General features: G+C 56.3%; 24 protein-coding genes. 18 read left to right on the top strand and 6 right to left on the bottom strand.

Annotated elements, in window-relative coordinates; all coding sequences use genetic code 11:
* The first annotated feature begins 167 nt into the window (after nucleotides 1-167).
* On the top strand, nucleotides 168-1,820 hold the full coding sequence (locus P1U45_RS01065) for an AbgT family transporter (RefSeq protein WP_301057090.1): 1,653 nt from the start codon (nucleotides 168-170) through the stop codon (nucleotides 1,818-1,820).
* Nucleotides 1,821-1,884: 64 nt separating this feature from the next.
* Here the strand turns inward: P1U45_RS01065 and P1U45_RS01060 are convergent, their stop codons facing one another.
* Nucleotides 1,885-2,568, bottom strand: a complete 684-nt coding sequence (locus P1U45_RS01060) for a phospholipid-binding protein MlaC (protein ID WP_301057089.1) — start codon at nucleotides 2,566-2,568, stop codon at nucleotides 1,885-1,887.
* A 20-nt stretch (nucleotides 2,569-2,588) separates the two neighbouring features.
* Nucleotides 2,589-3,326 carry a VacJ family lipoprotein gene (locus tag P1U45_RS01055; RefSeq protein WP_301057088.1) on the bottom strand — a complete coding sequence of 246 codons (738 nt, stop codon included), beginning with the start codon at nucleotides 3,324-3,326 and terminating at the stop codon, nucleotides 2,589-2,591.
* Nucleotides 3,327-3,545: 219 nt separating this feature from the next.
* Between P1U45_RS01055 and P1U45_RS01050 the strand changes: the two genes are divergently transcribed.
* Genes P1U45_RS01050 through P1U45_RS00995 form a run of 12 tightly spaced genes read left to right on the top strand, consistent with a single transcriptional unit; the run spans nucleotide 3,546 to nucleotide 10,497 of the window.
* Complete coding sequence (locus P1U45_RS01050; protein WP_293607377.1) at nucleotides 3,546-4,502, top strand: metalloregulator ArsR/SmtB family transcription factor; 957 nt, start codon at nucleotides 3,546-3,548, stop codon at nucleotides 4,500-4,502.
* Nucleotides 4,499-5,395: a methylenetetrahydrofolate reductase [NAD(P)H] gene (gene metF, locus P1U45_RS01045; protein ID WP_293619163.1), complete on the top strand. Its 897-nt coding sequence runs from the start codon at nucleotides 4,499-4,501 to the stop codon at nucleotides 5,393-5,395. The genes P1U45_RS01050 and metF overlap by 4 nt, the downstream gene beginning before the upstream one ends.
* Before the next feature lie 4 nt (nucleotides 5,396-5,399).
* Entirely contained in the window at nucleotides 5,400-5,879 is a 480-nt protein-coding gene (locus tag P1U45_RS01040) for a hypothetical protein (protein WP_301057087.1), read from the top strand.
* On the top strand, nucleotides 5,876-6,397 hold the full coding sequence (locus P1U45_RS01035; RefSeq protein WP_301057086.1) for a hypothetical protein: 522 nt from the start codon (nucleotides 5,876-5,878) through the stop codon (nucleotides 6,395-6,397). The genes P1U45_RS01040 and P1U45_RS01035 overlap by 4 nt, the downstream gene beginning before the upstream one ends.
* Entirely contained in the window at nucleotides 6,394-6,891 is a 498-nt protein-coding gene (locus P1U45_RS01030) for a hypothetical protein (protein WP_301057085.1), read from the top strand. The genes P1U45_RS01035 and P1U45_RS01030 overlap by 4 nt, the downstream gene beginning before the upstream one ends.
* A gap of 13 nt (nucleotides 6,892-6,904) precedes the next feature.
* Nucleotides 6,905-7,282 carry a hypothetical protein gene (locus P1U45_RS01025; protein WP_301057084.1) on the top strand — a complete coding sequence of 126 codons (378 nt, stop codon included), beginning with the start codon at nucleotides 6,905-6,907 and terminating at the stop codon, nucleotides 7,280-7,282.
* The gene (locus P1U45_RS01020; RefSeq protein ID WP_301057083.1) at nucleotides 7,279-8,343 is read left to right on the top strand and encodes a homocysteine S-methyltransferase family protein; all 1,065 of its coding nucleotides are present in this window, start codon (nucleotides 7,279-7,281) and stop codon (nucleotides 8,341-8,343) included. The genes P1U45_RS01025 and P1U45_RS01020 overlap by 4 nt, the downstream gene beginning before the upstream one ends.
* A 38-nt stretch (nucleotides 8,344-8,381) precedes the next feature.
* Nucleotides 8,382-9,041 carry a gamma-glutamylcyclotransferase family protein gene (locus P1U45_RS01015; RefSeq protein ID WP_301057082.1) on the top strand — a complete coding sequence of 220 codons (660 nt, stop codon included), beginning with the start codon at nucleotides 8,382-8,384 and terminating at the stop codon, nucleotides 9,039-9,041.
* Nucleotides 9,042-9,072: 31 nt separating this feature from the next.
* Nucleotides 9,073-9,315 (top strand): hypothetical protein, encoded by a 243-nt coding sequence (locus P1U45_RS01010; RefSeq protein WP_301057081.1) that lies wholly within the window; start codon nucleotides 9,073-9,075, stop codon nucleotides 9,313-9,315.
* 43 nt (nucleotides 9,316-9,358) lie between these two features.
* Nucleotides 9,359-9,910, top strand: a complete 552-nt coding sequence (locus P1U45_RS01005) for a pyridoxamine 5'-phosphate oxidase family protein (protein ID WP_301057080.1) — start codon at nucleotides 9,359-9,361, stop codon at nucleotides 9,908-9,910.
* Nucleotides 9,910-10,104 carry a hypothetical protein gene (locus tag P1U45_RS01000; protein WP_022693041.1) on the top strand — a complete coding sequence of 65 codons (195 nt, stop codon included), beginning with the start codon at nucleotides 9,910-9,912 and terminating at the stop codon, nucleotides 10,102-10,104. Before P1U45_RS01005 ends, P1U45_RS01000 begins: the two co-directional genes overlap by 1 nt.
* A 9-nt stretch (nucleotides 10,105-10,113) precedes the next feature.
* Nucleotides 10,114-10,497: a DUF4259 domain-containing protein gene (locus tag P1U45_RS00995; RefSeq protein ID WP_301057079.1), complete on the top strand. Its 384-nt coding sequence runs from the start codon at nucleotides 10,114-10,116 to the stop codon at nucleotides 10,495-10,497.
* A gap of 84 nt (nucleotides 10,498-10,581) precedes the next feature.
* Here the strand turns inward: P1U45_RS00995 and P1U45_RS00990 are convergent, their stop codons facing one another.
* A complete protein-coding gene (locus tag P1U45_RS00990) occupies nucleotides 10,582-13,599 on the bottom strand; it encodes a TonB-dependent receptor (protein ID WP_301057078.1) in 3,018 nt (1,005 codons plus the stop codon).
* An 804-nt stretch (nucleotides 13,600-14,403) separates the two neighbouring features.
* Between P1U45_RS00990 and metH the strand changes: the two genes are divergently transcribed.
* A complete protein-coding gene (gene metH, locus P1U45_RS00985; protein ID WP_301057077.1) occupies nucleotides 14,404-17,022 on the top strand; it encodes a methionine synthase in 2,619 nt (872 codons plus the stop codon).
* Between the two features lie 97 nt (nucleotides 17,023-17,119).
* On the opposite strand, the gene P1U45_RS00980 is transcribed toward metH, so the two are convergent.
* Entirely contained in the window at nucleotides 17,120-17,662 is a 543-nt protein-coding gene (locus P1U45_RS00980) for a hypothetical protein (RefSeq protein WP_301057076.1), read from the bottom strand.
* A 480-nt stretch (nucleotides 17,663-18,142) separates the two neighbouring features.
* On the opposite strand from P1U45_RS00980, the gene P1U45_RS00975 reads away from it, so the two are divergent.
* Entirely contained in the window at nucleotides 18,143-19,273 is a 1,131-nt protein-coding gene (locus P1U45_RS00975; protein WP_301057075.1) for a serine hydrolase domain-containing protein, read from the top strand.
* Nucleotides 19,274-19,363: 90 nt separating this feature from the next.
* Nucleotides 19,364-19,933, top strand: a complete 570-nt coding sequence (locus P1U45_RS00970; protein WP_301057074.1) for a hypothetical protein — start codon at nucleotides 19,364-19,366, stop codon at nucleotides 19,931-19,933.
* A 223-nt stretch (nucleotides 19,934-20,156) separates the two neighbouring features.
* Here the strand turns inward: P1U45_RS00970 and P1U45_RS00965 are convergent, their stop codons facing one another.
* A complete protein-coding gene (locus P1U45_RS00965) occupies nucleotides 20,157-20,792 on the bottom strand; it encodes a flavin reductase family protein (protein WP_301057073.1) in 636 nt (211 codons plus the stop codon).
* A 549-nt stretch (nucleotides 20,793-21,341) separates the two neighbouring features.
* On the opposite strand from P1U45_RS00965, the gene P1U45_RS00960 reads away from it, so the two are divergent.
* Nucleotides 21,342-21,794 carry an XRE family transcriptional regulator gene (locus P1U45_RS00960; protein WP_022693029.1) on the top strand — a complete coding sequence of 151 codons (453 nt, stop codon included), beginning with the start codon at nucleotides 21,342-21,344 and terminating at the stop codon, nucleotides 21,792-21,794.
* 1 nt (nucleotide 21,795) lies between these two features.
* Here P1U45_RS00960 and P1U45_RS00955 read toward each other — a convergent pair whose 3' ends face one another.
* Nucleotides 21,796-23,214 (bottom strand): MATE family efflux transporter, encoded by a 1,419-nt coding sequence (locus P1U45_RS00955; protein ID WP_301057072.1) that lies wholly within the window; start codon nucleotides 23,212-23,214, stop codon nucleotides 21,796-21,798.
* A 97-nt stretch (nucleotides 23,215-23,311) separates the two neighbouring features.
* Here P1U45_RS00955 and proC point away from each other — a divergent pair, with 97 nt between their 5' ends.
* Nucleotides 23,312-24,118, top strand: a complete 807-nt coding sequence (proC, locus tag P1U45_RS00950; protein WP_301057071.1) for a pyrroline-5-carboxylate reductase — start codon at nucleotides 23,312-23,314, stop codon at nucleotides 24,116-24,118.
* The last annotated feature ends 48 nt before the right edge of the window (nucleotides 24,119-24,166 follow it).

Genomic DNA, 24,166 nt, shown 5'->3' with positions numbered 1-24,166 from the left:
TCGCCCCTTAACCAAGGGGAAGGCCAGTAATTTTTTTGAAGTCGGGTTTTATTCTTCGCGGGCATTTATCCGATTACCGCGCTAGGTTTTATCGCGTGTAAGGATTGCGCCCGGGCGTGTGACGCGCTCTATTCCGGGTTTGGAATTTGTCTGGGGAGTAGTGAGACATGAGCGACGTGCCTGAAACACAGGATCACGCGAAAGGATTTCTCGGTTTTGTCGAGAGAGCGGGCAACAAACTGCCTGATCCGGTTTTTATCTTTTTGTTCCTTCTGGTCGTACTGGTCATCATTTCGGTGATTGCGAGTCTCACGGGTTTGACGGCAACGCTGTCAGATCAGGTTCTGGGCGGCATGTCAGATGCAAACAAGGCGCGCTTTGCCATTGGTGCAGATGGCGTGATCCCGGCCATCAGCCTGCTATCGCCGGATAATATTCAGCGTCTCTGGACGGAAATGCCAGCAACCTTCACTCACTTCCACCCGCTGGGCTATGTGCTCGTCGTGATGCTGGGTGCAGGTGTGGCGGAACGTACAGGCCTGTTTGGTGACGCAATGCGTGCGGCTGTTCGCGGCGCGCCGAAATTTCTGCTTACGCCAGTTGTGGCCTTCGTCGCCATGGCAGGCAATCACGCCGCAGATGCTGCATACGTCGTACTCATTCCGCTCGCAGGTATTCTTTTTGCGTCTGCCGGGCGTCATCCTATTGCAGGTATCGCAGCCGCGTTTGCGGGCGTTTCTGGCGGTTTCTCTGCGAACTTCGCGCCGGGTCAGCTCGATGCGCTTCTTTACGGTATTACCCTCGAAGCTGCCGAGATTCTGGTGCCTGATTATCAGGTCAATATTGCAGGCAACTGGTATTTCATTGCGGCGATGATGGTGATTTTTGTGCCGGTCATCTGGTTTGTCACAGACAAGATCATCGAGCCTAAGCTTGGTGCCTGGGAGGGCGTTGACGGCTCAACTGAAGATGATGCCGACAAGCCACTCAATGACGATCAGAAAAAAGGCCTTATGTGGGCCGGTATTGCCGTGCTTGGCGTGTTTGCGCTCTGGACGTTTTTCGTCATCGGGCCGGGTACGCCGCTCTACATTACTGACGCAGAATACATTGCTCAGGGCCTGACGGCGGATGAAGCCGCCGCGAAAGAATGGTTTGAACGGTGCGGGCCATTGTTCAACTCGCTGGTTGCCGCATTCCTTGTTCTCTTCCTGGCGGCAGGTGTCGCCTACGGCGTATGCGCCAAGACCATCAAATCAGGCGATGATCTCGTTGGCATGATGGCTGATGGGATGAAAGACATGGGGTATTATCTCGTTCTGGCATTTGCAGCGGCGCATTTCGTGGCGATGTTCGGCTGGTCCAATCTCGGCCTGATTTCGGCGGTTCATGGCGCGGCGGCGATTGAAAGTGCCAATCTGCATCCGGCACTCATTCTGGGCCTGATTGTTCTGTTTACCGGTTTTATCAATCTGTTCGTCGGCTCGGCCAGTGCGAAATGGGCGCTTCTTGCCCCGGTGATGGTGCCGATGCTCATGCTTGCAGGCATCTCTCCTGATGCTTCAACAGCGGCCTACCGTGTGGGCGACTCGGCCACGAACATCATTACGCCTTTGATGGTCTACTTCCCGCTCATCCTGATCTTTGCCCAGCGCTGGAAGAAGGATTTTGGCATCGGATCTCTGACCGCAATCATGATTCCGTATTCGATCTGGATCCTGATTTCCGGCCTCGCGCTGATGATCGTATGGGTCGCGCTTGGAATTGACCTCGGGCCGGGCGCGCCGGTTGGCTATGAGCTGCCGACTACGGGTGGCTGAATTTAAAAGAAAAGCCCCGCCATTTCGGCGGGGCTTTTTTTATTCGGGAGGAAAGGCTGAGACGTTATCGACCGGCCTGAACCGAAGAGGCGCCGGTGATTTCACCAGCATCAGTACGCTGCGCCAGTGCGCGGGCCTCAAGACGTGCCGTCATCTCGTTGATCGTGCGGATCAGTTCGGAAGATGAGCCGTTAGAGCGGTCAAGCAGCGCCATGAACTGGGCGCGCTGTTCGATGGCCAGCCAGAGGAGGTTGCCATCAAGCTCAAGCGCAACGTCGACGACCTGATACTCGCCATCGTCTGTGCTCAGCACACGCCAGCGCACAGGCAGGTCGCCTGTCGGGCGACGCACAACAGTCTCAACGATAGAGTCGCGGTCGTTGCGGTCGGTTGAGCCGGTCACAACAATCTCTTCGCCGCGATACTTGTCCAGTTCGGCTTCATAGGTCGCCAGCGCGTAACGGGCATAGGCATCGTAATACGCGTCAAATTCCTGATCATTGAACACCCGCGCATAGCGGCCGATCACGAAGCGGGACACGCGTTCCAGATCAGTGAACTGGTTCATCAGGCCCTGAAACGCCTCACGGCGCTCAAGTGAATTGAGTTCAGGATCATTCAGCGTAGAGAGCGCATGATTGGCGTTCTCACGTACATAATCTTCAGACGCCTGGTCTGCGAAAGCCGGAAGGCTGACGCTCAGGGCGAGGCTGGCAGCAACAGTCAGCGATTTAAACAGCGGTGTCATAGAAATATCCCTCCGACACTCTAGAAATCATCAAAATCAGGCAATTCTTCGTACGCATCTGGGTCAGATTGCCCATTTCTAATAGCGGCATCCCTCTGAGAGGTATGCGCACGTCGAAGTGCCACATAAGGTTCAGGCTGATCGCGCAGAGTTTCGATTTGTCCCTGTACGCGAGAGCGAGCATTCAGGCCGTTGAGAATGGCAAGTCCGCTGCGCACAGCTAGCTCGTCATCATCATTGGTCGTGTAGTTCACGTAATTGGTGGGTGTTATCCCCCGATCAACTCCAAATCCAAGCAGATCACGCGGATTTGTAGAGCCGAGAAGTGGCAGCACCAGATAGGGGCCGCTGTCCACACCCCATACGGCGAGCGTCTGGCCGAAGTCTTCATCATGGGCTTCAACGCCGCGGAAACGGGCCATATCGAACAGACCGCCAAGACCAACGGTGGAATTCACAACGAAGCGGGCGCCGGTTTCTGTCGCGCCGTCTACATTGCCTTGCAGAAGTTCGTTCACAAACGTGACCGGTTCGCCAAGGTTGGTGAAGAAGTCGCCAACACGGTCACGGCCCCAGCGCGGCGTGACAGTCGTATAGGCCTCTGAGGCTGGCTCCAGAACCGCTTCATCCAGCGCCAGATTGAAGCCCAGCATGGAGCGGTTGAAACCTTCATACGGATCGCTGCGGGAGGTTTCACCAGGTGCGGTAGCGCATGCGGCGAGGCTGCAGGCAAAGGCGAGTGCCAGAATAGGTTTCATAATGTCCCTCTTGTCTTCGCCAACGTCCGCGGCGGTATCCGTCGTATTTGAAACGAGAAATTGGTTTATAATTTGTCGTTTCAAGTAACGGCTATGTGAGTTTCTAAAACACCTCCTCTTATGTGCTTTTATCGCAACACGATAAAAGGGGTGCCTATAAACGCGCTTGACAATATCATATAAATATATGTTTATATGATCCGAGTAAGTGAGAGCGTCATGGATCTAATCGAAGCCCTTCGCAGTATTGGTGAGCCAACACGCCTGCGCGTGCTGGCTTTGCTGGCGCATGGAGAGCTTGCGGTGGGGGAACTCGTCGACATTCTGGCGATGAGTCAGCCACGCCTTTCGCGCCATATGAAATTCCTGACCTCAGCAGGGCTTGTCGAACGTCTGCCGGAAGGCGCCTGGGTGTTTTATCGCCTGCCAGCCGTTGGTGAAGGCCGTGAGCTTGTGGACGCTATTTTGCCATTTCTGCCTGCCGAACACCCTGAATATGTTCGTGATTTGGAACGTCTCACCGTTGTGAAGCAAGCGCGCGCACAGGCGGCAGAGGATTACTTTAACCGTCAGGCCGAAAGTTGGGATGACGTTCGCGGTCAGCACTATCCAACCGAGGCTGTCGAAGCCGCGCTTCTGAAAGCTGCAGGCGATACGCCGGCGAAATTCATGGTCGATCTTGGTACAGGCACTGGCCGCATGCTGACCCTGTTTTCAGGCATGGCAGAGCGCGCTGAGGGCATCGATCTCAGCCACAAAATGCTGACCATCGCGCGGTCTAACCTGGCAGAAAGCGGCGCTCAGAATGCCAGCGTGCGCCATGGTGACGTTACGGCACCGCCATTTGAGGATGGTGTGGCTGACCTCGTGATTATTCATCAGGTGCTCCATTATATGGACCGTCCTGAACGCGTCATTTCCGAAGCAGCGCGCATTCTGAAGCCGGATGGACGCCTGCTTGTGGTGGATTTTGCGCCCCATAAGCACGAATTCCTGCGCACCGAACACGAACACAGACGGCTCGGCCTGTCTGATGAAGAGATTACACGCTGGACCGGCGCGGCTGGCCTTGTGTCACTCGACCCGATCCGTTTCCAGTCGTCTGAGGAAGACGGCCTGACAGTCAACATATGGACCGCTGACAAGCGCTCTGAAACCGAGGAACAGGCAGCATGAGCCTGCAGCACGCACCAAAAGACATTCACGTCTCTTTCGAATTCTTCCCGCCAAAATCTGAGAAAGCGGAAGATACGCTATGGGAATCCGTTCGCCGTCTTGAACCGGTCCACCCGAAATTCGTGTCAGTGACCTATGGCGCGGGTGGCTCCACCCGTGACCGCACCCACCGCACGGTGAAGCGCATGGTGGAAGAGACAGACCTCACGCCAGCCGCTCACCTGACCTGTGTGTCTGCGTCGAAAGACGAAGTCATGGGCGTTGTCGATGATTATCTCGATGCGGGTGTCCGCCACATCGTGGCTCTGCGCGGCGACCCGCCTGAGGGCATGGGTGCCAAATTCACACCGCATCCGGAAGGCTTTCAGTCCAGCGTGGATCTGATCTCTGCAATCCGTCACTACCGTCCGGAGCTTGGTAAGCGTTTTGAGATTTCCGTTGCAGCTTATCCGGAACCGCATCCAGATAGTCTGGGGCTCGCAAAAGATCTGGAAATCCTGAAAGCCAAGCAGGATGCAGGCGCAGACCGTGCCATCACCCAGTTCTTCTTTGAGCCGGATCATTATTTCGAGTTTCTGGATGCTGCGCGCGGCTATGGCATCGATATTCCGATTGTGCCGGGCATTATGCTGCAGCCGAACTTTAATGGCCTGAAGCGCATTGCGACGCTCTGCGGCGCAAGCCTGCCAGCATGGCTGCATGAGCTTTATGAAGGGCTTGAAGGTGATGCGGAGCAACGCGAGCTAATCACGGCGAATGTTGCAGCGGACCTGACGATGAAGCTGGCCGATCGCGGCGTGAAGGATTTTCACTTCTACACGCTGAATAAAGCTGGATTATCTCTCGCAACGTGTAGACTATTGGGCATCAAACCGGAGAAACAGGCGGCTTAGCGACATGATTGAGGGCATCGGAAAAATTCTGAATGGTGTCCTTTTCTTTCTGATCGTGACGGCGGCGTCGCTTGCGTTTGCTAATCCGGAAAAAATCGGAATCCGCGAGGAGCCCCTTCGAGACCTGCCTCCTGCACCCGCAGCGGTTACGCGTGTTGATCCGGAAGCGCGGTGCCGGGATCTGGCGAGGGCCTGGGAATATATGCAGATTTGTGCTCCCGAAAACACGTACGGCATACAACCAGGGCTTCTGTGTACCTTTGATCGGCCCCGCCTCGTTGAGCGGGAGCCGGAAAGTCTGGCTATCGCAACCATGCAGCGCGATTTCTATCGCACACGATTGGTGGCTTATGGCTGCGTTAAACCGGAACCGGGTGAAGAGGTCCTGGATGTTTCCGAGCTGGAGCTTCCGGAAATTTCCGGCGAAGAGCGTCAGAGCCGGTTGCAGGGGCTGATGCAAAGGGCGCAGGGAGACGGTGAGTGAGCCGGCGCATTTCGGAGCGGGCTTCCGATTGGCTCGATGGCGTGCTCAATGCGGCGCTGACCGTTCTGGTCATCGCGGCCGTCGCCATTGCCATTGAGCATCCGGAAAAGCTGGGTTTTGAACCTCGCCCGGAGCGTCCGTCGGTCAGAACCGTTATTGCTGCGATAGAGCATGGGCGGAAATGCCTGACCGTCTATGAGCAGTACGAATACTTCAATGCCTGCCAACAGGCCGGTTCAGAAAGCGGAGGATCGCTTGTAAGCTGCCCTGAAGATGTGCCTCCGGAGACGGTCGTCCCCGCTACGCTGGCGTCAGCGCAAACATTCGCGGCGACGCAGCTCTCGCAAATGGAATTGCTGTCCTGTCCGCCGCCGGAAGAGATGGCGCGTCAGTTGAATTCAGCGCGTGAGGCCGTAGAACGAATTAACGCGCGCGGGAATGGTGAATATTCGCCACTGGATGATATCTGGACGCGTAGTCGAGCAGATGAAAGAGAGGGTGCCGGACCGGACAAATGATTGAGTGGCTCGACAGGTTTCTGAACCGGATCATCTTTCTTCTGATTGGTGTTGCAGGGTTGATTGCCATATTTCAGGCCATGAGTTCGCCGCGGCCTCCCTCCGTTCGTGAGTTGAGTGTGGATACTTCGGCGCTTATGTCGGTGATGATGCCGAGCTGTTATCGGGTAGAAGACACGCTGGCGTTCATGCGCTCATGTGCGGATGTGCCGGAAGGGGAGACGGGCGTTGCCTGCCCGCTCGAGGCGCCAGAATGGGTGAGGTTCAGGCCGGAGACCAGTACAATGGCCGACCTGCTTGTCGAGCAGCTCGAAGCGCGGCAGGCATCTGCCGAGTGTCAGGCGCTGGCGCGTGACCCTTTTGAGGGTTTGACGGATGAAGAACGGAATATGAGCTGGAGCGAGCTTCAGCAGCGTAGATTGGAATTACAGGCCGAGATGGAGGCCGCAGACGAGACGGCAGACGCAACTGAGGCGTCACAGCAAGACGAATGACGGATAGACAAACTTGAAATGGTTTCGAGCAATATCGATTTTTGTTTCTCTGGCGCTGTGCGTCGTTATCGGTGCGATCTGGGTGTTCAAACCTGATCGTCCTGCCGGCGTTTCCGGTCGCACGCACGAGCCAACAGGTGTGCTGGCGTCAATGGCGCAACTGGAAAACGAGCTTGAACGTGATCGTGAGTTTGCGTGCTGGTATCGCGCGTGGACGAGCGATATGAGTGCCGGGCTCTCTTCACGATTAAACGTGGAGATACCAGACAGCCCGATCTCGGGTGATCTGGATAGCCTGTTTGCTGAAGGTGGCGCTTGTTTTGGCGTCGATGTTGAGAACAACGAAGCCGCTGAAGCGCGTTTCATGGGAATACTCGGAGGGTCGGAATGACCAGAACTGAACGTGTTGCAAAACTGAAAGAACTCGCTCGTGAGCGCATTCTGGTGTTCGACGGCTCATGGGGCGTGTTGATCCAGAATAAGGGCCTTGTCGAAGAGGATTATCGCGGCGATCGCTTCACGGCTTTTGCAGGTCAGATGAAGGGCAATAACGACATTCTCAACGTCACGCGTCCTGACATTATCGAAGACATTCACAACGCCTATTTTGGCGCTGGCGCGGATATCTCAGAAACGAACACATTCTGCTCCACCACGATTGCGCAGGATGACTACGAGCTGGACGCGCAGTCCGTTTACGACCTCAACTATGAGGGCGCGAAAATCGGCCGTCGCATCGCGGATGAATGGACGGCTAAAGAGCCGGACAAGCCGCGTTTTCTGGCTGGCGCGATGGGCCCGCTCAACAAAATGCTCTCCATGTCGCCGGACGTGAATGACCCGGGCGCACGGGCTGTCACGTTCGATGATGTGTATCAAACCTACCGCCATCAGGTGAAGGCGCTCTATGAGGGCGGCGTAGACATGTATGTGATCGAAACCATCACGGACACGCTGAACTGTAAGGCTGCAATCAAGGCAATCCGTGATCTGGAAGCAGAAGGTCAGGAAGAGCTGCCAATCTGGGTTTCAGGCACGATTACAGACCGGTCCGGCAGAACACTGTCCGGTCAGACGGTGTCTGCGTTCTGGAATTCCATCCGTCACGGCCGTCCGTTTGCGGTTGGCTTTAACTGCGCGCTCGGCGCAGAGCTCATGCGTCCACACGTGGCAGACCTGGCGCGTCAGGCTGATTGTCTTGTGTCGGCTCACCCGAACGCGGGATTGCCGAACGAGATGGGTTCGTATGATGAAACACCAGAGCAGACGGCCGCCCATATTGGAAACTGGGCGCGCGACGGTCTGCTGAACATTGTTGGCGGCTGTTGTGGGACAACGCCGGCGCATATCGAGGCGATTGCCAAAGCGGTTGAGGGCGTCAAGCCGCGTCAGCCTGCCGAGGCAAAGCACACGCTTCGTTTGTCCGGACTGGAGCCATTCGAAGTCGCCTGATCCGCTAAGGAGGGTGGGGCATTACAATTAATGGTGACGTGAAGACGGGCGATCTGTTCGTCTTCTACGGGCTTTTGCAGCCGGTATCTGAAAGCTTTCCGCATGTGATTGATCTGGCGGGAAGCGGCGCGTTTCTGGGGGAGGCGCGTATTCGCGGCGACCTTTACGATGTCGGTGGTTATCCCGGCATGGTCGCGGGTGAGGGGCTGGTCTGCGGCACGCTCTACCGTATCGACGACCCTGTTATTGTTCCTGAAATCGACGCTTTCGAGGATATCGTTCCGGGTGAGGAGGCTGAGTCGCTTTACCGGCGGGAACGACATCCTGTTCTGAATGCTGAAGGCGCGCCGACGGGCCAGACGGCCTGGGTTTATGTGTTCAACAAACCGCTCGCAGAAGACCCGAAGATTGAAAGCGGCGACTGGCTTAAAGAGGGTGCGCCGCGATACCGAAAGCGCAAACGCACACCGCTTCAATGGGTGGTCCGCAGCGTGTTTGCGACGCTATTTGCACTGTTCGCCTACGTGCTTCTGAGCCTCGTCATCGGGATCATTTTCGACAATCAGTTGCTGACGCTCATCGTCGGTGTTGGCGGGGCGCTCGGAGTCTTTCTGATTGCGCTGTTCGGAAATGCGCGGAATGATGGTCATCATTCAGGGCCCGATACGTCAGACATGATAAACGTGCGGATGGATTGAGGCGCTTAAACAGATGTCTTGGGAGGGGCTCATGTTTAAAGGTTCAAAGATTGTCTGGGTGATTATCTTCACCGGCATTTTCTATTACGGCGCAAATTTCGCACTTGGCGGTTTTATTGGCGATGAAACAATCCAGCGTGTTGTCTCAGGTGTGATCGCGCTGGGGATTGGCGCGATCATGCTTTTCAGCAAAGGTGGCGCCAGTTCTGATGGCACCTCGCGTACAGAACGTGACAGCGATTTTGACGGCTTTGATGGCGGCATGGGCGACTAGCCTTTTCTGAGTGTCTCATCCGGCCGGTTCTGGAGGGAGAGACATGGGCAAGACGTTCGAACGACTGGATGAAAAGCTGATCAGCTTCATCGAGAAGCAGCCCATGTTTTTCGTGGCGACTGCGCCGCTCTCAGCTGATGGTCATGTGAATGTGTCGCCCAAGGGTTATGACAGTTTCCGCGTTATTGATGACATGACGGTCGCGTGGCTGGACCTTGGCGGGTCTGGCATTGAGACCATGGCGCACCTGAAAGAGAATGGCCGCATCACTATCATGTTCTGCGCGTTTGAGGGCGCGCCTAATATTCTGCGCCTTTATGGCGAAGGCGAAACCGTCACGTTTGATGACGCGCGTTTCCCTGAACTTCTGGCGTTGTTCCCAGATTTCAAAAAAGCGCGTTCCATCGTTCTGGTGAAGCTGGAGCGCATTCAGGATAGCTGCGGCTGGTCTGTGCCCTTCATGGATTTCAAGGGCGAACGTGACCAGCTCAGGCGTACATGGGATCATCGCTATGAAACGATGGACGATGTTGAGGGCTTTATCCGTCAGCGAAACGCCCGCAGCATTGATGGCCTGCCAGCGTTTGAGGACTAATGTCTGACTTCTGGAAATTCTTCACCGGTGTCTCGGTTGCCGTCGTCGTCTACGCGGTGAGCTATGTCGTTATTAAACTGATGGGCGGGAATATCTTTCTTGCCGGTCTGCTGGCAGGCGGGTTTGCAGCCATCGCATTTTACGGCATGGGGCATGTGCTCGGCTATTCGACGCCGGAGGATATGGATCAGTAGGAGAGCCGCTTGGGTGCCTGGGGTGTTGGAAGTTTCGAAAATGACGGCGCGCTGGATTATCTGGCGAGCGTGGAAGAGGTCGGCGCCTCTCTGATTGCGGGCTCGTTAGGGCAGCCCTTTGTTGAACCCGATCTGGAAATGGATGATGGGGTTGAAGTGCTGGTTGCGGCCGAGATTGTTGCGGCTGTCGCGACCGGAAAGCTGGACCGGTTACCTGAAGGCGCTGAGGACTTTCTGACATCGCTGGGTGATGTGTCCGGACTGAAGGCTCAGGCGCACGGTGCGGTCATGATCGTGCGCGACAGTTCCGAGCTCAGCGACGTCTGGGCGGAAACCGATCATCATCAGCAATGGCTCGCTGACGTAAACGCCCTTATCGCGCGCCTCAGCTAAATCATTGAATTTTCAGACAAAGAAAAAGCCCGCCGGTATAACGCCGGCGGGCTTTGGTGCAGTTCGTGGAGGAATGATCAGGACTTAATAGTTGATCGTTGCACCAATAGAGAATGTACGACCCAGAGCATTACCTACGAACGGGTTGTAGGAGAGCTCGAGCTGCGCAGCAGCCGGATCTTCATCAGTGATGTTCTCGATAGAGCCTGTGATGGACACATCAGCGAACTCAACCGGCACTTCCCAGAAGACGTGCAGATCGTGCTGGATGAAGTCTTCACCGTCCGCGCCGTAGGTGATGCCATCTCGGGTGTCTTCAACACCTGAGATGTATTCCATCTGGTAGCGGAAGTTCCACGCATCCATGTTGTAGTTTGCGTAGAGGTTGCCCTTCAGGTCGGAGATAGCAGGTGCAGAGCGAGCGAAGTTCGCAAAGCCGACCGCATCATAACCAGGTGTTACAACAACACCGTTGATCGCGATGTCACGTACATCATACTCGAGCGTGTATGTGCTTGAGCCGCCAACTTCCATGAAGCCCGGGCCGAGATCCCAGCCATAGCTTGCAGTGAAGTCGATACCAGATGTTTTGATACCTGGGCCGTTGATGATGTCAGTGCGGACACGTGAGATGTCGCTACCGATTGTTACGCCCTGCGTACAACCGCCCTGGAATGTGACGAGGTTCGCAAGTGGGTGTGTACAATCGACGAGCTGTGTGCCGTTACCCGGGCCGTTTGCAACGAGGTTTGCGATACCTTGAGCAGGTGTCGTTGTGATCTCGTCTTCGAAGTCATAGCTCCAATAGTCGAAGCTAGCCTGGAAGCCTTCATAGTTGAAGACAGCACCGATATTGTAGGTGAATGCAGACTCTGGCGCGAGGGCAGGGTTGCCGTAGATATCAACTGATTTGAAGTTGTTACCTGCAGCCTGAATGCCTGCCAGCGTTGTCGCCGTGTTGCCGTTGAGGATGTTGCTTGGAAGCGGACCACGGAAGGTCGTACCAGCAGAACCACGAACGACGAGGTAGTCGTTAGCTTCCCAACGGACAGAGACTTTCGGGTCTGTCGTTGCGCCAACCTGCCCGCCGTAATCTTCGTAACGAAGAGCGACAGTTGCTTCGAGCGTGTCGAGGAGCGGGATCTGAACCTCTGCGAACGCAGCGTAGACGCTTTGTTGCAGGCGAGATTCAGTTGTCTGGCCGAGGAAGACGAATGGACCGGTCTGAACCGCGCCGTTAGTCAGGCAAGAGTTGTCGCCTTCAACACCGCAAGGGTTGATCGCTGCGTTAGACAGATCGTTGATCGGGTCGCTGCGGAAGTTCGAGTGACGGTACTGGCCGCCAACAGCGTATGCGATGTTACCAGCGCCGAGATCGAAGTCAGTCACACCAGCATAGACAGAGTCGATGATGACAACGTCTTCTTGCTGCTCTGTGCCGTTTGGCTGAACCATCCAGCCGAGGACTGCTGCAGAGTTCTCGTTACCTGGAATGTAGTTCGCATTGTTCAGACCAAGCGCAGGGTTAGACGCCTGCGAGTTGATGAATGGGTTGAAGTAGAGACAGTCGCCAACACCAGCTGTGCCAGTTGTGCGGTCACAATCCGGGCCACCGAAGCCTTCGAGAGCTGACTGCATACGGGAGCCGACAGTGTCCGGCGTCCAGAAGAGACGACGGGACTGGTAGAAAGTGATGTCGTTGGTCCATGTGGAGTCTTCTGTGACGTCCCACTCAAAGCCTGCAGACATGCGGAAAGCGTCGTTTTCAGCTTTACCAATGCCGCCGCCAAGACCGCCTGTGAGTTCTTCAATACCACCAGCGCCAACTGGACGGCCGAGAAGGATCGCAGCGTAAGTGCCAAGCGCCTGAGCTGTCGGGCCAGTCGGGTCAGCTACGCTACCTGCGAAAGGAAGGCCTGTGCTGAGGTTCAGAGACTGGTCGATGAAGCCCTGATAGCCCGGGTTGGAAGACGGTACGAAGAAGGCATACGCAGAACCTGGGCCGTTAGGACCTTGTGTCGGCGGGAATGTCGGTGAGTAACGGTTCGCGTTCTGGTGCGTTTGTGCCCAGAGAGCGTTCGCATTGATGCGGAACTCAGGAGAGAGGTCAGCGTCGAACTGAGCGTAAATCTGTGTGCGCTCTGTGTCCTCAACGAGGTTACCGAACGGGATGTAAGAGAAACGACAGATTGGAACGCCGCTTGTAGAACCGACTTCACCGCCAGTGTCGACACATGCGTTACCTGCAGGGCCGAGGCCATCAATACCAACGCCGAGCGCGATACCGCCCTGACCCTGAGAGATGTCGCCGAGGTAAGGCAGGTAAGTTGCCGGGTTACCAAGAACGGACCAGCCAGCAGGGTTTGTGCTGAATGGTTGGAAAACGAAGTCACGCTCGAGGTTAGACAGCTCGGAACGGGCCTGGTGGCCGATGCCAACCATGATGTTGCCGTTTTCGAAGTTGTGACCCCAGAGAGCAGATACTTCGAAATCGCCGTCAGAACCGTCAATGGCTGTGTAGTCGCCAGAGAGTTCGAGGCCTTCAAAGCTTGTGCGCGTGATGAAGTTCGCAACGCCTGAAATCGCGTCAGAACCGTAAGTCGCCGCAGCACCTTGCTTGAGAAGCTCGACGCGCTCGAGAGCGAACATCGGGATGAGCTGGGTGTCAGCGAAGCCGTCACCTGGGGAGGCGATTGTACGGTGGCCGTTCAGAAGAACGAGGTTACGTGTCGCGCCGAGGTTACGCATGTTGATAGAGCCGGAGCCCTGAGAACCTTGCGCGTCTGGAGCGAACTGGTTGGAGTCGCCAAGAACAGAACCAACAGATGGAAGAGACTTGATCAGTTCCAGAGGGGAGCTGATGCCTGATTCTTCGAGTTCCGCGCGGCCGTAAACGTCAACCGGCAGAGCAGAGTCTTCTGGTGTGCCAGCGATGAAAGAACCAGTTACAACAACACGCTGTTGAACCGCTGCGTCTTCTTCAGCTGTTTCCTGAATACGTTCTGGAGCATCTGCGCTCTGAGCCATAGCTGGGACAGCCATGGAGAGGCCGAGCGCCAGCCAAAGTGCCGAGCGGGCACACGTCGAGTGTAGGTTTTTCATGATCTACGTCTTCTCCCTAAGATATTACTTGTATTTACACCAAAATACTTTGGTTTTTTCTGCATGTGCCTTGAGTATATAAAGTAGTCAAGTTTAGGGAGTGTAAGCGCCAATTCGGCGCCTTCAGTGGGCAATCGGCTCATCTGCTTGTGACAAAAAAATATTTATAATCAGATATTTAATGTGTTTCAGATGCTCTGGAGGTGGCTGAAAATGCACGTCAGACCACCGAAATTGCATGGCGCGATATTCTTTAAAAGAATAACCATTATTCTGTATTCGTTGTAATATATGCTGTATAACTGGAAAAGTTTCAGAAAATTATATTCTAACCAAAGTATTAAATGTGAAGAAATATTGGTGAGGTAGTGCTTCGGCTGAAATTGCGACTTCTAATGTAATATATGGCGTATTCAGCCTATTTGCATGGAGCTAACTATCGCGAAATGCACCGGAGCGCAATACGGTCAAAACGCTTTATTGGTGAGATTGTAAAATTTGAGCCGCCAAGGAAGCCCCTCAGATGCCCGGTGACAGCGTGGATTCCCTTAATGCGCCAAAAATGGCAGCTCAGAACGAATTTTCGGGCGGCGTGATATAAAACGCACAATTTGGAATGAGGTGTATTCCCTTGGGTTATGGGGCGGCAAAAGTGGAATGCCTCAACGGATTAAAGAGGCGCGGTGAATCAGCGTTGAGATTCTCTGTTTCCACCTTTCAGGAAGAAAGTGACACTGCGGGCTTTGTAATAGTCGTGTTACCCTCTATGAGAGGGCCAACCCAAACATATGCGCCAAGGTTTATATGACCAAACAATCTGCTAGCTTCGTCAATGTCGGTGAACGTACAAACGTCACGGGCTCTGCTAAATTCCGGAAGCTCATCGAGAAGGATGATTACGCGACCGCGCTCGATATTGCGCGCGAGCAGGTGGAAAATGGCGCTCAGATCATCGACATCAATATGGATGCGGGCCTGCTCGACTCCGAGAAGGCGATGGTCACCTTCCTGAACCTCATCGCATCCGAGCCAGATATTGCCCGCGTGCCGGTGATGATCGACAGCTCCAAATGGGATGTCATTGAGGCCGGCCTGAAATGCGTGCAGGGCAAGGCGGTGGTGAACTCCATCTCCCTGAAAGAGGGGGAAGACCAATTCCTCGACCATGCCCGCAAGTGTCTGGCTTATGGTGCGGCTGTCGTCGTCATGGCGTTTGACGAGAACGGGCAGGCTGATACCGAAGAGCGCAAGGTCGAGATCTGCCAGCGCGCCTTCAAAATCCTCACAGAGACGGTCGGCTTCCCTGCTGAAGACATTATCTTCGACCCGAACGTCTTCGCCGTCGCGACCGGTATTGAAGAACACGATAATTACGCGGTGGATTTCATCAATGCCGCGCGCCGCATTCGCGAGACCTGCCCGGGCTGTCACATCTCCGGCGGCCTGTCGAATGTGAGCTTCTCATTCCGCGGCAACGAGCCGGTGCGCCGCGCCATGCACTCTGTCTTCCTGTATCACGCCATTCCGGCAGGCATGAATATGGGCATTGTGAACGCTGGCCAGCTCGACATTTATGACGAGATCGACCCGAAGCTTCGTGAGCGCGTGGAGGATGTCATCCTCAATCGCCGCTCTGATGCTACCGAGCGCCTTCTGGAAATCGCAGACGAGTATCGCGGCCAGAAAGGCAAGACGATCGAGAAAGACCTCGCCTGGCGTGAAAAGCCGGTGAAAGAGCGTCTCAAGCACGCCCTTGTTCACGGCATTACAGAATTCATCGTCGACGATACCGAAGAAGCCCGCCAGTCCGTTGCGCGCCCGCTGCACGTCATCGAAGGCCCGCTTATGGATGGCATGAACGTGGTGGGTGACCTGTTCGGCGCGGGTAAGATGTTCCTGCCTCAAGTGGTGAAGTCTGCCCGCGTGATGAAGGCCGCCGTCGCGCACCTCATTCCGTTCATGGAAGAAGAAAAGCGCCTCATGGGCACGGAAGGCCAGTCCAACGGCAAGGTCGTGCTCGCCACGGTGAAGGGCGACGTGCACGATATCGGCAAGAATATTGTCGGCGTGGTGCTCGCCTGTAACGGCTATGAGATCATCGACCTTGGCGTCATGGTGCCTGTGGAAACCATTCTCGATACGGCTGAGAAAGAGGGCGCGGATATGGTCGGCCTGTCCGGTTTGATCACGCCAAGCCTCGATGAGATGGTCGTTGTGGCGTCCGAGATGGAACGCCGCGGCATGGATATTCCGCTGCTGATTGGCGGCGCGACGACGTCTCCGGCGCACACTGCGATCAAGATCGAGCCCGCCTTTAAACGCCAACCGGTCATTCATGTGACGGATGCCTCCCGCGCAGTCGGCACAGTGTCGGCGCTGCTCGGTGAAGACAAAGCCCATTACTGGGAAACCGCGCGCGCCAAATATGATCGCATCCGCGAGAGCCGCGCTGGTGGCCCGCCTAAGCCGCGTCTGCCGATCGCCGAAGCGCGCGAAAAGCATGTGCCAATCGACTGGGCGGCCTACGCGCCTCCAGCGCCAACCTTTACTGGCGTCAAAGAGGTCGAATTCGATATGGGCGACCTCAAACGCTATATCGACTGGACGCCATTCTTCGCCAGCTGGTCACTGGCCGGTCGCTACCCGATGATCCTTGAGGATAAAGTGGTCGGCGAGGCGGCAACCAGCCTCTGGAATGATGCGCAGGCCATGCTTCAGCAAATTCTGGGCGAGGGCTGGCTCACCGCGAAAGGCGTTTGCGGCTTCTGGCCCGCAAAGTCTGTCGGCGACGATATCGCGCTCGACAATGGTGAGACGCTCTACACGCTGCGCCAGCAAATGGTGAAGGATAACCAGAAGCCGAACTTCGCGCTGGCGGATTATGTCTCCCCGAATGGCGGTGACCATGTCGGCGCGTTTGCGGTCTCTGTCTTTGGTGAGGCGGAACACGCCAAACGCTTTGAAGACGCAGGCGATGATTATTCCTCTATCCTCATCAAGTCTCTGGCCGACCGGTTTGCCGAAGCGGCGGCAGAATGCCTGCACGAGCGCGTGCGCAAGGAGTATTGGGGCTATGCGAGCGACGAAGCCTTTACCAATCAGGAGCTGATCAAGGAAGCCTATTCCGGTATTCGCCCGGCGCCCGGCTATCCGTGCCAGCCGGACCATACAGAAAAAGAGACGATCTTCCGCCTGCTGGATGCGACGAGCCGCATTGGCACAGAGCTGACGACCAGCTTTGCCATGACCCCGCCAGCGTCTGTTTCCGGGCTTTATCTCTCACATCCGGAAAGCGTCTATTTCGCCGTTGGCCGGATCGAGCGTGATCAGGTGGCAGACTATGCCGCCCGTAAAGGCTGGGATTTGCACAAGGCTGAAAAATGGCTCGGCCCGATCCTCAACTATGATCCGAATGAGGGGTGATCTGGAGGGCGGTGATGGAAGCGCAGCCTTAATCCCGCCGTGAATGAGTTGAGTCGAACCGGCGGGATTTTATCCCGCCCTACTTTGGCGATGCAGTTCAATTGTTGGCACTTGCTGTCATCCCATTGAGTTTCTGTCGAAGACCATCCACAATTTCGGGTCCAAAACACCTTCGGTCAGTTGCAACCAAGACGCCTGATGAACCGTTTGAGAACACTATTCTCCACGAACCGCCACTTTCGCCACGTATGGAGCTGTGAGGGAAACAGAAAATTCCATCACCCAAATATCTTCCCGGCGCGTAGTCATTTTGGTCAATAAATCCTTCCGCCCCGCCCAACATCCTGAAATTATTCATGAATATCAGATCAGACATGGGATTTGTCCGGTCGATGATTTGTTGAGCATGCATAGCATCCGCAAAATCGATCTCGGAGCCTATTTCTAAATTGTTTTGTGCCCATACATTTAAGGCTTGATACGCGTCGATTGTCCTATCGTCCGAAATATAAGCTAATTGCATTGAGTCGACCGACGCAAAGCGTCCCTCAACCCCGTAGATCCGACGAAATTCGCTAATTCCTGGCGGCGGCGGAGGAGGACCACACGCCGCCGCATTGATTGCAATTATGAAGCTCATGGAATGAACGCTTAATTTGAACGGCCACCTCATTTCACTGCTCCCTCCCGCTTTCATTCAAGGTTCTGGCAATAGGCGACAGCAAATATGAAACCACGCCGCGCTCACCTGTGCGCACTTCTGACGTTACAGACATGCCCGATTGAGTAATGGTAAGCGCGGTTCTCAGCAAGTAGGGCGTACTGAGGGACGAAGTACGCCAGAAAGAACGGCATCAGGTCATCCATAACTGTCATCCCGGGCGAAGACCCGGGATCCAGTTTAACCGCTTCACGCGCTCGGCTTACGCACGCGAAGGCGGGCGTTCAATGTCGATGTTTGATTGCGCAAAAGCCGTGACGTTTTGAGAGCGGGACCGAACTCTGCAAAACGCGGTCCGGACAAATTATTACCGCGTCTGACATGGGGATATGGTTGCAGGCCGGGCGAGTTTCGCGTTTGGTGTTCAGGGTCTGTGGTCTGAACGGGTGGGAAACTTCAGTGCATCATAAATGGTTATCAGCGCTCGTAGCGGGCGTTTGTCTGGCGAGCTGTTCTAACGCGGCAACAGGGCAGGCGGCGGACAATGCGCCTGACGCAGCAGCCTTCGAGGCGGCACTGAATGACGTCTTCGCCGGTAAAGTGAGCGACGATACGCCGGGTTGTGTGGCAGGTGCCACCCGCGGCGGCGAATTCGTTTTCGCGCAGGGCTATGGCCTCGCCAATATGGAATACAGCATGCCGATTACGCCAGATAGCGTGTTTCGGATGGGCTCTGTCTCCAAGCAGTTCACCGCTGCGGCGATAGCTCTGCTGGATGCGCGCGGGCAGATTGATCTGACGGCTGATATTCACACCTATCTGCCGGAGCTGATGGATTACGGCCATGAGGTCACCGTTGAGCAGATGGTGCATCATATGTCCGGTATGGGCGATTATGACGATCGGTTTGAAGTGCGGCCGGGAGAGGCTTTCCGCTTCGGGAACGAAGATTACTGGACGATCGAAGAATTTTACGCCGCAGTCGCGCAGCACCCGCTGGACCATGAGCCGGGCACGCAATGGCGATACTCAAACCTTGCTTATTTTCTGCTGAGCCAGCTGGTTGAGCGCGTATCGGGGCAGACGCTTGCAGAGTATGCGCAGGCTGAATTCTTCACGCCGCTCGGCATGGACGACACGCTCTTCAATGATGATGTGAACCAGATCATTCCAAACCGGGCGTCTGGATATCTCGCCCTGGAAGAGGGTGGTTTTGAAACCTTTGATACCAATCTCGACTGGGTGGGTGATGGCGGCGTCTACACGACGCTGAACGACATGCGCCTCTGGGACAATGCGCTGACGCAAAACGCACTGCCAGACGGCATCGCTGAGGTCATGCTGGCGCCATATCCCGGCGCGCCCATTTCCGAAGATAATCCAGGCGCCACTTATGCCTATGGCATGTTCGTTGGCGAGCGATATGGCACGACGTTTCAAATGCACTCAGGCGGCTGGGTCGCCTTTTCTACCATGCATATGCGGCTGCCGGAACGAGGTTTGAGCGTCTTTGCTATGTGCAATGGAACGCACGTTTCAGGTCCGGAAGTTGCCGAGGCGGTGCTTGGTGTTCTGGTCGGTGCGGACTGACGTCGTTTTTGTCTTCTTAAATTCGTTCGCTTATTCCCGCGAAGGCGGGAAACTAATCCCACGCCGCGCACGCCAACCTATACTCGAGGCATGTATTCTGCGCCCGCCTCTCTCACAAACCTGATCTTGCACGACCCGCGTCGTGTGATCGGCCTGTTTCTGGCGAGGCTGCTTGCGTATCTGGTTCGTATTCATGCGGCGGGCGAGACGGTCGTTCCAAAAGACATTGCGTCTATGGCCCTCTCGGCTGACGCGCTGGTCAGCCAGTTCATCCGGATGCGCGCCGCTGTCCATCTAAAAGCCAGCGGCTATACCTTTGCCGCCAACGCCATGCGCGCGCCGGACATCCCTGTTGTCTCTCGCCAACCTACGGCACGCGTAGAGCAAGCTCAGAACTGTGAGTCGGTCACGCCCGCCGAGCTGATCGGCCGTCTTCAAACCATTATCGAAACCTTTGAACGCGCGGAAGACATGGCGAGCCTGCTTGCCCGCGTGATTGTCTGCGCTCTGGCCTACATCTTCCCGGAAACGCGCGAGCCTTCTCGGTACGCGTCACCAGAGGTCGAGGCGCTCGTCTGTTCATCCAGTTTCGACGGGCAGGTCATTAAGCCGTGGCCACCACCTGCGTGTCGTCAGCTGGAATTTCCCGCCGCGGCCTGACCGCGCCCCATTCACCAAAACCAACATTTCCCTTGCGCGGCGGAGCTTTGCTCTGCGGCGGCAAACGCGCATCAGGTTTTTCGTATGCTCTCGCGAACCCGTGGTTCGCATAGAGCGCGCTCAAGGCTGTACCGGCTTTAGTTTGGGGGGCTCACGAGGAAGGCGAAGGCGCAGGTGCGTGGCCCCGGATTTCATCCGGGGAAGCAACAGCACCGAGCAAAAATCAAGCCTTCGGCCGGTACATCTCGAAACGGTTGTCCGGCGTGATCTCGTAATAGCTGGCGGGACCACCGGCGCGGAGCACGGTGCGCATACGGGCAGGGTCATAGATCCCGTTCTCAAGCACGCCCTCGGCAATGTGTACGCCGACGACTTCTCCGAACACGACCCAGCTCGGCACCTCTTTGCCCTCATGATTGGTGAGCTGGACAATCTGGGTGAGCTTGCACTCGAATGAGACGGGGCTCGCCGCAACGCGCGGCGCTTTGATCACGCGGGACGCGCCCTGTTCCAGCTTCGCACGGTCAAACTCGCTCTCATCAGAGCTGATTGGCGCGCAGCTTTCATTCATAGCTTCGGCAAGTTCGCGGGTGACGAGGTTCCATGTGAACTCGCCGGTCTCTTCGATGTTGTTGAAGCTGTCCTTCTTACTGCCGACGCTGGCAAAACCGATAATGGGCGGGGTGTAGTTGAAGGCGTTGAAGAAGCTGTATGGCGCAAGGTTTGGCACGCCGCTGGCGCTGAGCGAGCCGATCCAACCGATAGGGCGTGGGCCGACAATCGCGTTGAACGGGTCATGCGGCAGACCGTGACCGTTTTTAGGTTCGTAGAAATGCGGACCAGTGTGTGTCGCGGTCATATTTCGGTTCCTCTGTGACTAAAAACTGTGACGGTCGCTTCTCTAAACAAAATTGGTACTATGATACAGCTTGGTAAGATCACGTCTGCGAGGTTGATGGTGAGGAACGAGCTCTCTTCTATATTGGCTGATACACATCGATGGGCGTGTGACCCCGCCAATGTGAATACGGACCTTATGTATGGCAGTTGGCAGTCCCAAGCAGCATTGCTGGCCGATTTGTTGAATCACTTCGAGGATGCGCAAGGAGGTGTGGCAGACTTTGAGAGGCTGCGCACGTTATTCGCTCCGACGGCTGGATTGTGTGAAATAGTTACCCAGACCGGAGCATCAGGATATCTTGAGCTCGCTTCGCGCATGGATAAGTGGTTGAGCGAACATCGCCCGGTGCAGACCTGATTGAGTGGCAATTCGTATCCGCCCGAGCCGCGCTGGCGGACCCGTGGCGGGGGCGTGGCGGCATGGTGGCGGGGGTCTGGCGTGGCGTATTTGCGGGGGGTTTGGGCTTTTTGAGGAAACTCTGTTATCGAATTTTCTCAGGAGCACATTATGACTTACAAAGCTGATACCGCAAAGATCAAACGCTGGCGCGAGGAGCGTCACTGGTCTCAGGAACACCTCGCCGATATGGCTGGTGTGGGCCTTCGCACTTTACAGCGTATCGAGAATGGTCAGCAGGCATCTGCTGACTCTCTTAAAGCTCTAGCGAGCGCGTTTCAGGTTGATGTCACAGCGCTGTATGTCGATCCGGAAGCCGAAGCGGCTGCGATCATCAAAGCCAAGAACTCCAAAGCCAGCGACGCCATTCGCATGTCTTTCTTCATTCACCTGGCGAGCTGGGTTCTGGGCATGGCGGTCTTCGCTGCGATCAGCATCGGTTCAGGTTGGTGGGTGATGAAATGGCCAACACTCTGGTGGACTGTTGGTCTTATCTCACACGCGGCAACCGTCGCGATTGTCGAGACGGCGATCTACTACCAGAACAAACAGCACGCTGTTTGATCTAGCCGCCGGTTTCGCTGTCGTCACATGAGGAAGGCTCTCCGGCTTCGGAGAGCGGCAGCCGCCACACGGCGAATAGGGCAATGGCGCCCGAGAGGGCGTTTGCCGCGAGAAAGCCCCAGGCAAGGCCGGCAAAATCGCCAATCGTCACGCCAATCCATGCGGCTGGTGCAAGCAGGAGCATGGCGCGCCCGCCCGAAAAGCCGAGCGCCATCAGTGAACGGCCCAATCCATTGAGGGCCGAGCTCAGCGAGATGACGATACCGTATCCGACCCATGAAAGCGGTACGATGGACAGATAGAGCGGAAGACGGTCTGCAGAGGCTTCGGAGGAGACAAACTGGCTGGCGATCAGATCACCGGCAAACCAGAAGGCGAGAGCCGTCAGCGCGGCCCATGCAGCGGCGATACCGGCGCACCAGAACAGCATGGTGCGTGTCCGGTCGGTGTAGCCGGCGCCGCTATTTTGTCCGGCAAACGGCGCGCTCGCCGAGGAGAGGGCCAGCAATGGCACAATGGCAATGGACTGCACTTTTGTGGCGACACCAAACGCAGCGACGTCAGCCTGACCGAGGGTCGCGACTGCGGCTGTCGCAAGGCTGAGCGCAAACGGGTTGAGCGATGTCGAAAGAGAGGCTGGCGCTGCGATGCGAACAATTTCGGACCAGTCGCGCACACTGTCTTTTAGCCGCTGCAGGCTCACACTCAGCAGGTCTTTATGCATGAGAAGGGCGATTGCGCCGAGCGTAGCGACAGCGCGGGCAAACACTGTCGCGACAGCGGCGCCATGCATGCCGAGATCGGGAAAAATGCCGACGCCAAAAATCAGTAGTGGATTGATCGCGATATTGAGGACCGCAATGCCAGACATAAGAACGGCGGGGCTTATGCCATCACCCGTCGCGCGTAGAAGGCCATTCGCGACAATGGGCAGGATGAGGAACAGCGCGCCCGCAAACCAGATCTGCATATAGCTGGTGGCATCAGCCAGAATGTCACCGCTTGCTCCCATCAGGCTGAAGACAGACCCGATAACCAGTGCGCCAATCACGCCCATGATGATCGCAAGGCCGAGAGACAGCGCCATAGTGCCGAGCACAATCGCTTTCTTGTCGTCTTCATTTGCGCTGGCACCAATGCGCCGTGACAGGACTGACGACGCACCTGAGCTCAGGCCAATTGCGAGACTGATGAGCAGCATGGTGATCGGAAATGTATAGCTCACCGCGGCAAGCGGCTCTTCCCCGAGCTGACCAATGAAGTAGGCATCTGACAGGCCGATTGCCTTCACGGCCAGAACGCCGCCAATCATCGGCAGCCAGAGATCCCGCAGCCCTGAAAAGACCGACCCTGAGGTGAGGTCGTCGCGACTCTTCGGTTTGGTATCGTCGTCTGAAGAGTCGAGTGCCGCTGCTGTCATTGTGTGTCCTGTCTTTTGCCTGCGCAAACAAGCTAGGTCGAAAGAACGCGCCGGACAGGGAATTGATCCCGCGGGCAACCCGGCATAGCGTCCCGCCATGTCTCAACGAATTGCACTTCTTGGCTGTGGGCGGATGGGTTCTGCTATGGCCGCCGGTTGGCTGAAGGCCGCCGATAAACCGGAAATCTTTGTCTATGCGCCGCGCCCGACGCTGCTTGTCTCCCAATGGGTGGAGCAGGGTGAGGTGGTGCTGAACCCTGAACGCAAACCGGCTGATATTCTGGTCGTCGCGGTGAAGCCTCAGGTGTTTGGCGATATTCTGGAGGAGGCCCGTCCGCTTTGTGACGAGGGCACGCTGGTGATCTCCGTCATGGCGGCGTGGTCTGTCGACCGGCTGGCCGAGGCGCTCGGCACGCGTCGCATTGTGCGGGCCTTACCGAGCACGCCGGGTGCTGTCGGGCAGGGCGTTACGCTGCTGTCCTGCGATGCCAGCGTGAGCGAGGGCGAGTTGGAACAAGTCCGCGCGCTTCTGTCTCCGCTCGGCTGGGTTGAAGGGCCGATGGCGGAAGAGACGCTGCAGGTCGCGATGACGATTTCAGGCTCCGGACCTGCCTATGTGTTTCATCTTGTGGAGGCACTCGCCGCGGCGGGTGTCGCGAATGGTTTAGAGCCTGAGCTTGCCATGCGGCTGGCACGGCGCGGGGTGATTGGGTCCGGCGCTTTGCTCGCCGGTTCTGATGAAGATGCCGGTGCATTGCGTAAAGGCGTTACGTCTCCAAACGGCGTGACTGCTGCTGCGCTGGAGGTCTTCATGGATGATCACAAAGGCTTTATCCCGCTCGCGACCAAAGCCATTGCGGCGGCGGTGGCGCGCGATCAGGCCCTGGCGCGCGGCGAAGACTAGCCGGTCACTGCGGAATTCCTGCGCGGCCATGTTGCGAAGCCCCTTCGG

Source organism: Ponticaulis sp. (genome assembly GCF_029210165.1).
In the GTDB taxonomy this organism is placed as follows: Bacteria; Pseudomonadota; Alphaproteobacteria; order Caulobacterales; family Hyphomonadaceae; genus Ponticaulis.
This window is presented reverse-complemented; position numbering and strand designations above follow the sequence as displayed.

Bases quoted from the DNA above. Each gene is read 5' to 3' on its own strand.
- P1U45_RS01065 (WP_301057090.1), top strand. From the start codon at position 168: ATGAGCGACGTGCCTGAAACACAGGATCACGCGAAAGGATTTCTCGGT.
- P1U45_RS01060 (WP_301057089.1), bottom strand. From the start codon at position 2,568: ATGACACCGCTGTTTAAATCGCTGACTGTTGCTGCCAGCCTCGCCCTG.
- P1U45_RS01055 (WP_301057088.1), bottom strand. From the start codon at position 3,326: ATGAAACCTATTCTGGCACTCGCCTTTGCCTGCAGCCTCGCCGCATGC.
- P1U45_RS01050 (WP_293607377.1), top strand. From the start codon at position 3,546: ATGGATCTAATCGAAGCCCTTCGCAGTATTGGTGAGCCAACACGCCTG.
- metF (WP_293619163.1), top strand. From the start codon at position 4,499: ATGAGCCTGCAGCACGCACCAAAAGACATTCACGTCTCTTTCGAATTC.
- P1U45_RS01040 (WP_301057087.1), top strand. From the start codon at position 5,400: ATGATTGAGGGCATCGGAAAAATTCTGAATGGTGTCCTTTTCTTTCTG.
- P1U45_RS01030 (WP_301057085.1), top strand. From the start codon at position 6,394: ATGATTGAGTGGCTCGACAGGTTTCTGAACCGGATCATCTTTCTTCTG.
- P1U45_RS01020 (WP_301057083.1), top strand. From the start codon at position 7,279: ATGACCAGAACTGAACGTGTTGCAAAACTGAAAGAACTCGCTCGTGAG.
- P1U45_RS01010 (WP_301057081.1), top strand. From the start codon at position 9,073: ATGTTTAAAGGTTCAAAGATTGTCTGGGTGATTATCTTCACCGGCATT.
- P1U45_RS01005 (WP_301057080.1), top strand. From the start codon at position 9,359: ATGGGCAAGACGTTCGAACGACTGGATGAAAAGCTGATCAGCTTCATC.
- P1U45_RS01000 (WP_022693041.1), top strand. From the start codon at position 9,910: ATGTCTGACTTCTGGAAATTCTTCACCGGTGTCTCGGTTGCCGTCGTC.
- P1U45_RS00990 (WP_301057078.1), bottom strand. From the start codon at position 13,599: ATGAAAAACCTACACTCGACGTGTGCCCGCTCGGCACTTTGGCTGGCG.
- metH (WP_301057077.1), top strand. From the start codon at position 14,404: ATGACCAAACAATCTGCTAGCTTCGTCAATGTCGGTGAACGTACAAAC.
- P1U45_RS00980 (WP_301057076.1), bottom strand. From the start codon at position 17,662: ATGAGCTTCATAATTGCAATCAATGCGGCGGCGTGTGGTCCTCCTCCG.
- P1U45_RS00970 (WP_301057074.1), top strand. From the start codon at position 19,364: ATGTATTCTGCGCCCGCCTCTCTCACAAACCTGATCTTGCACGACCCG.
- P1U45_RS00965 (WP_301057073.1), bottom strand. From the start codon at position 20,792: ATGACCGCGACACACACTGGTCCGCATTTCTACGAACCTAAAAACGGT.
- P1U45_RS00960 (WP_022693029.1), top strand. From the start codon at position 21,342: ATGACTTACAAAGCTGATACCGCAAAGATCAAACGCTGGCGCGAGGAG.
- P1U45_RS00955 (WP_301057072.1), bottom strand. From the start codon at position 23,214: ATGACAGCAGCGGCACTCGACTCTTCAGACGACGATACCAAACCGAAG.
- proC (WP_301057071.1), top strand. From the start codon at position 23,312: ATGTCTCAACGAATTGCACTTCTTGGCTGTGGGCGGATGGGTTCTGCT.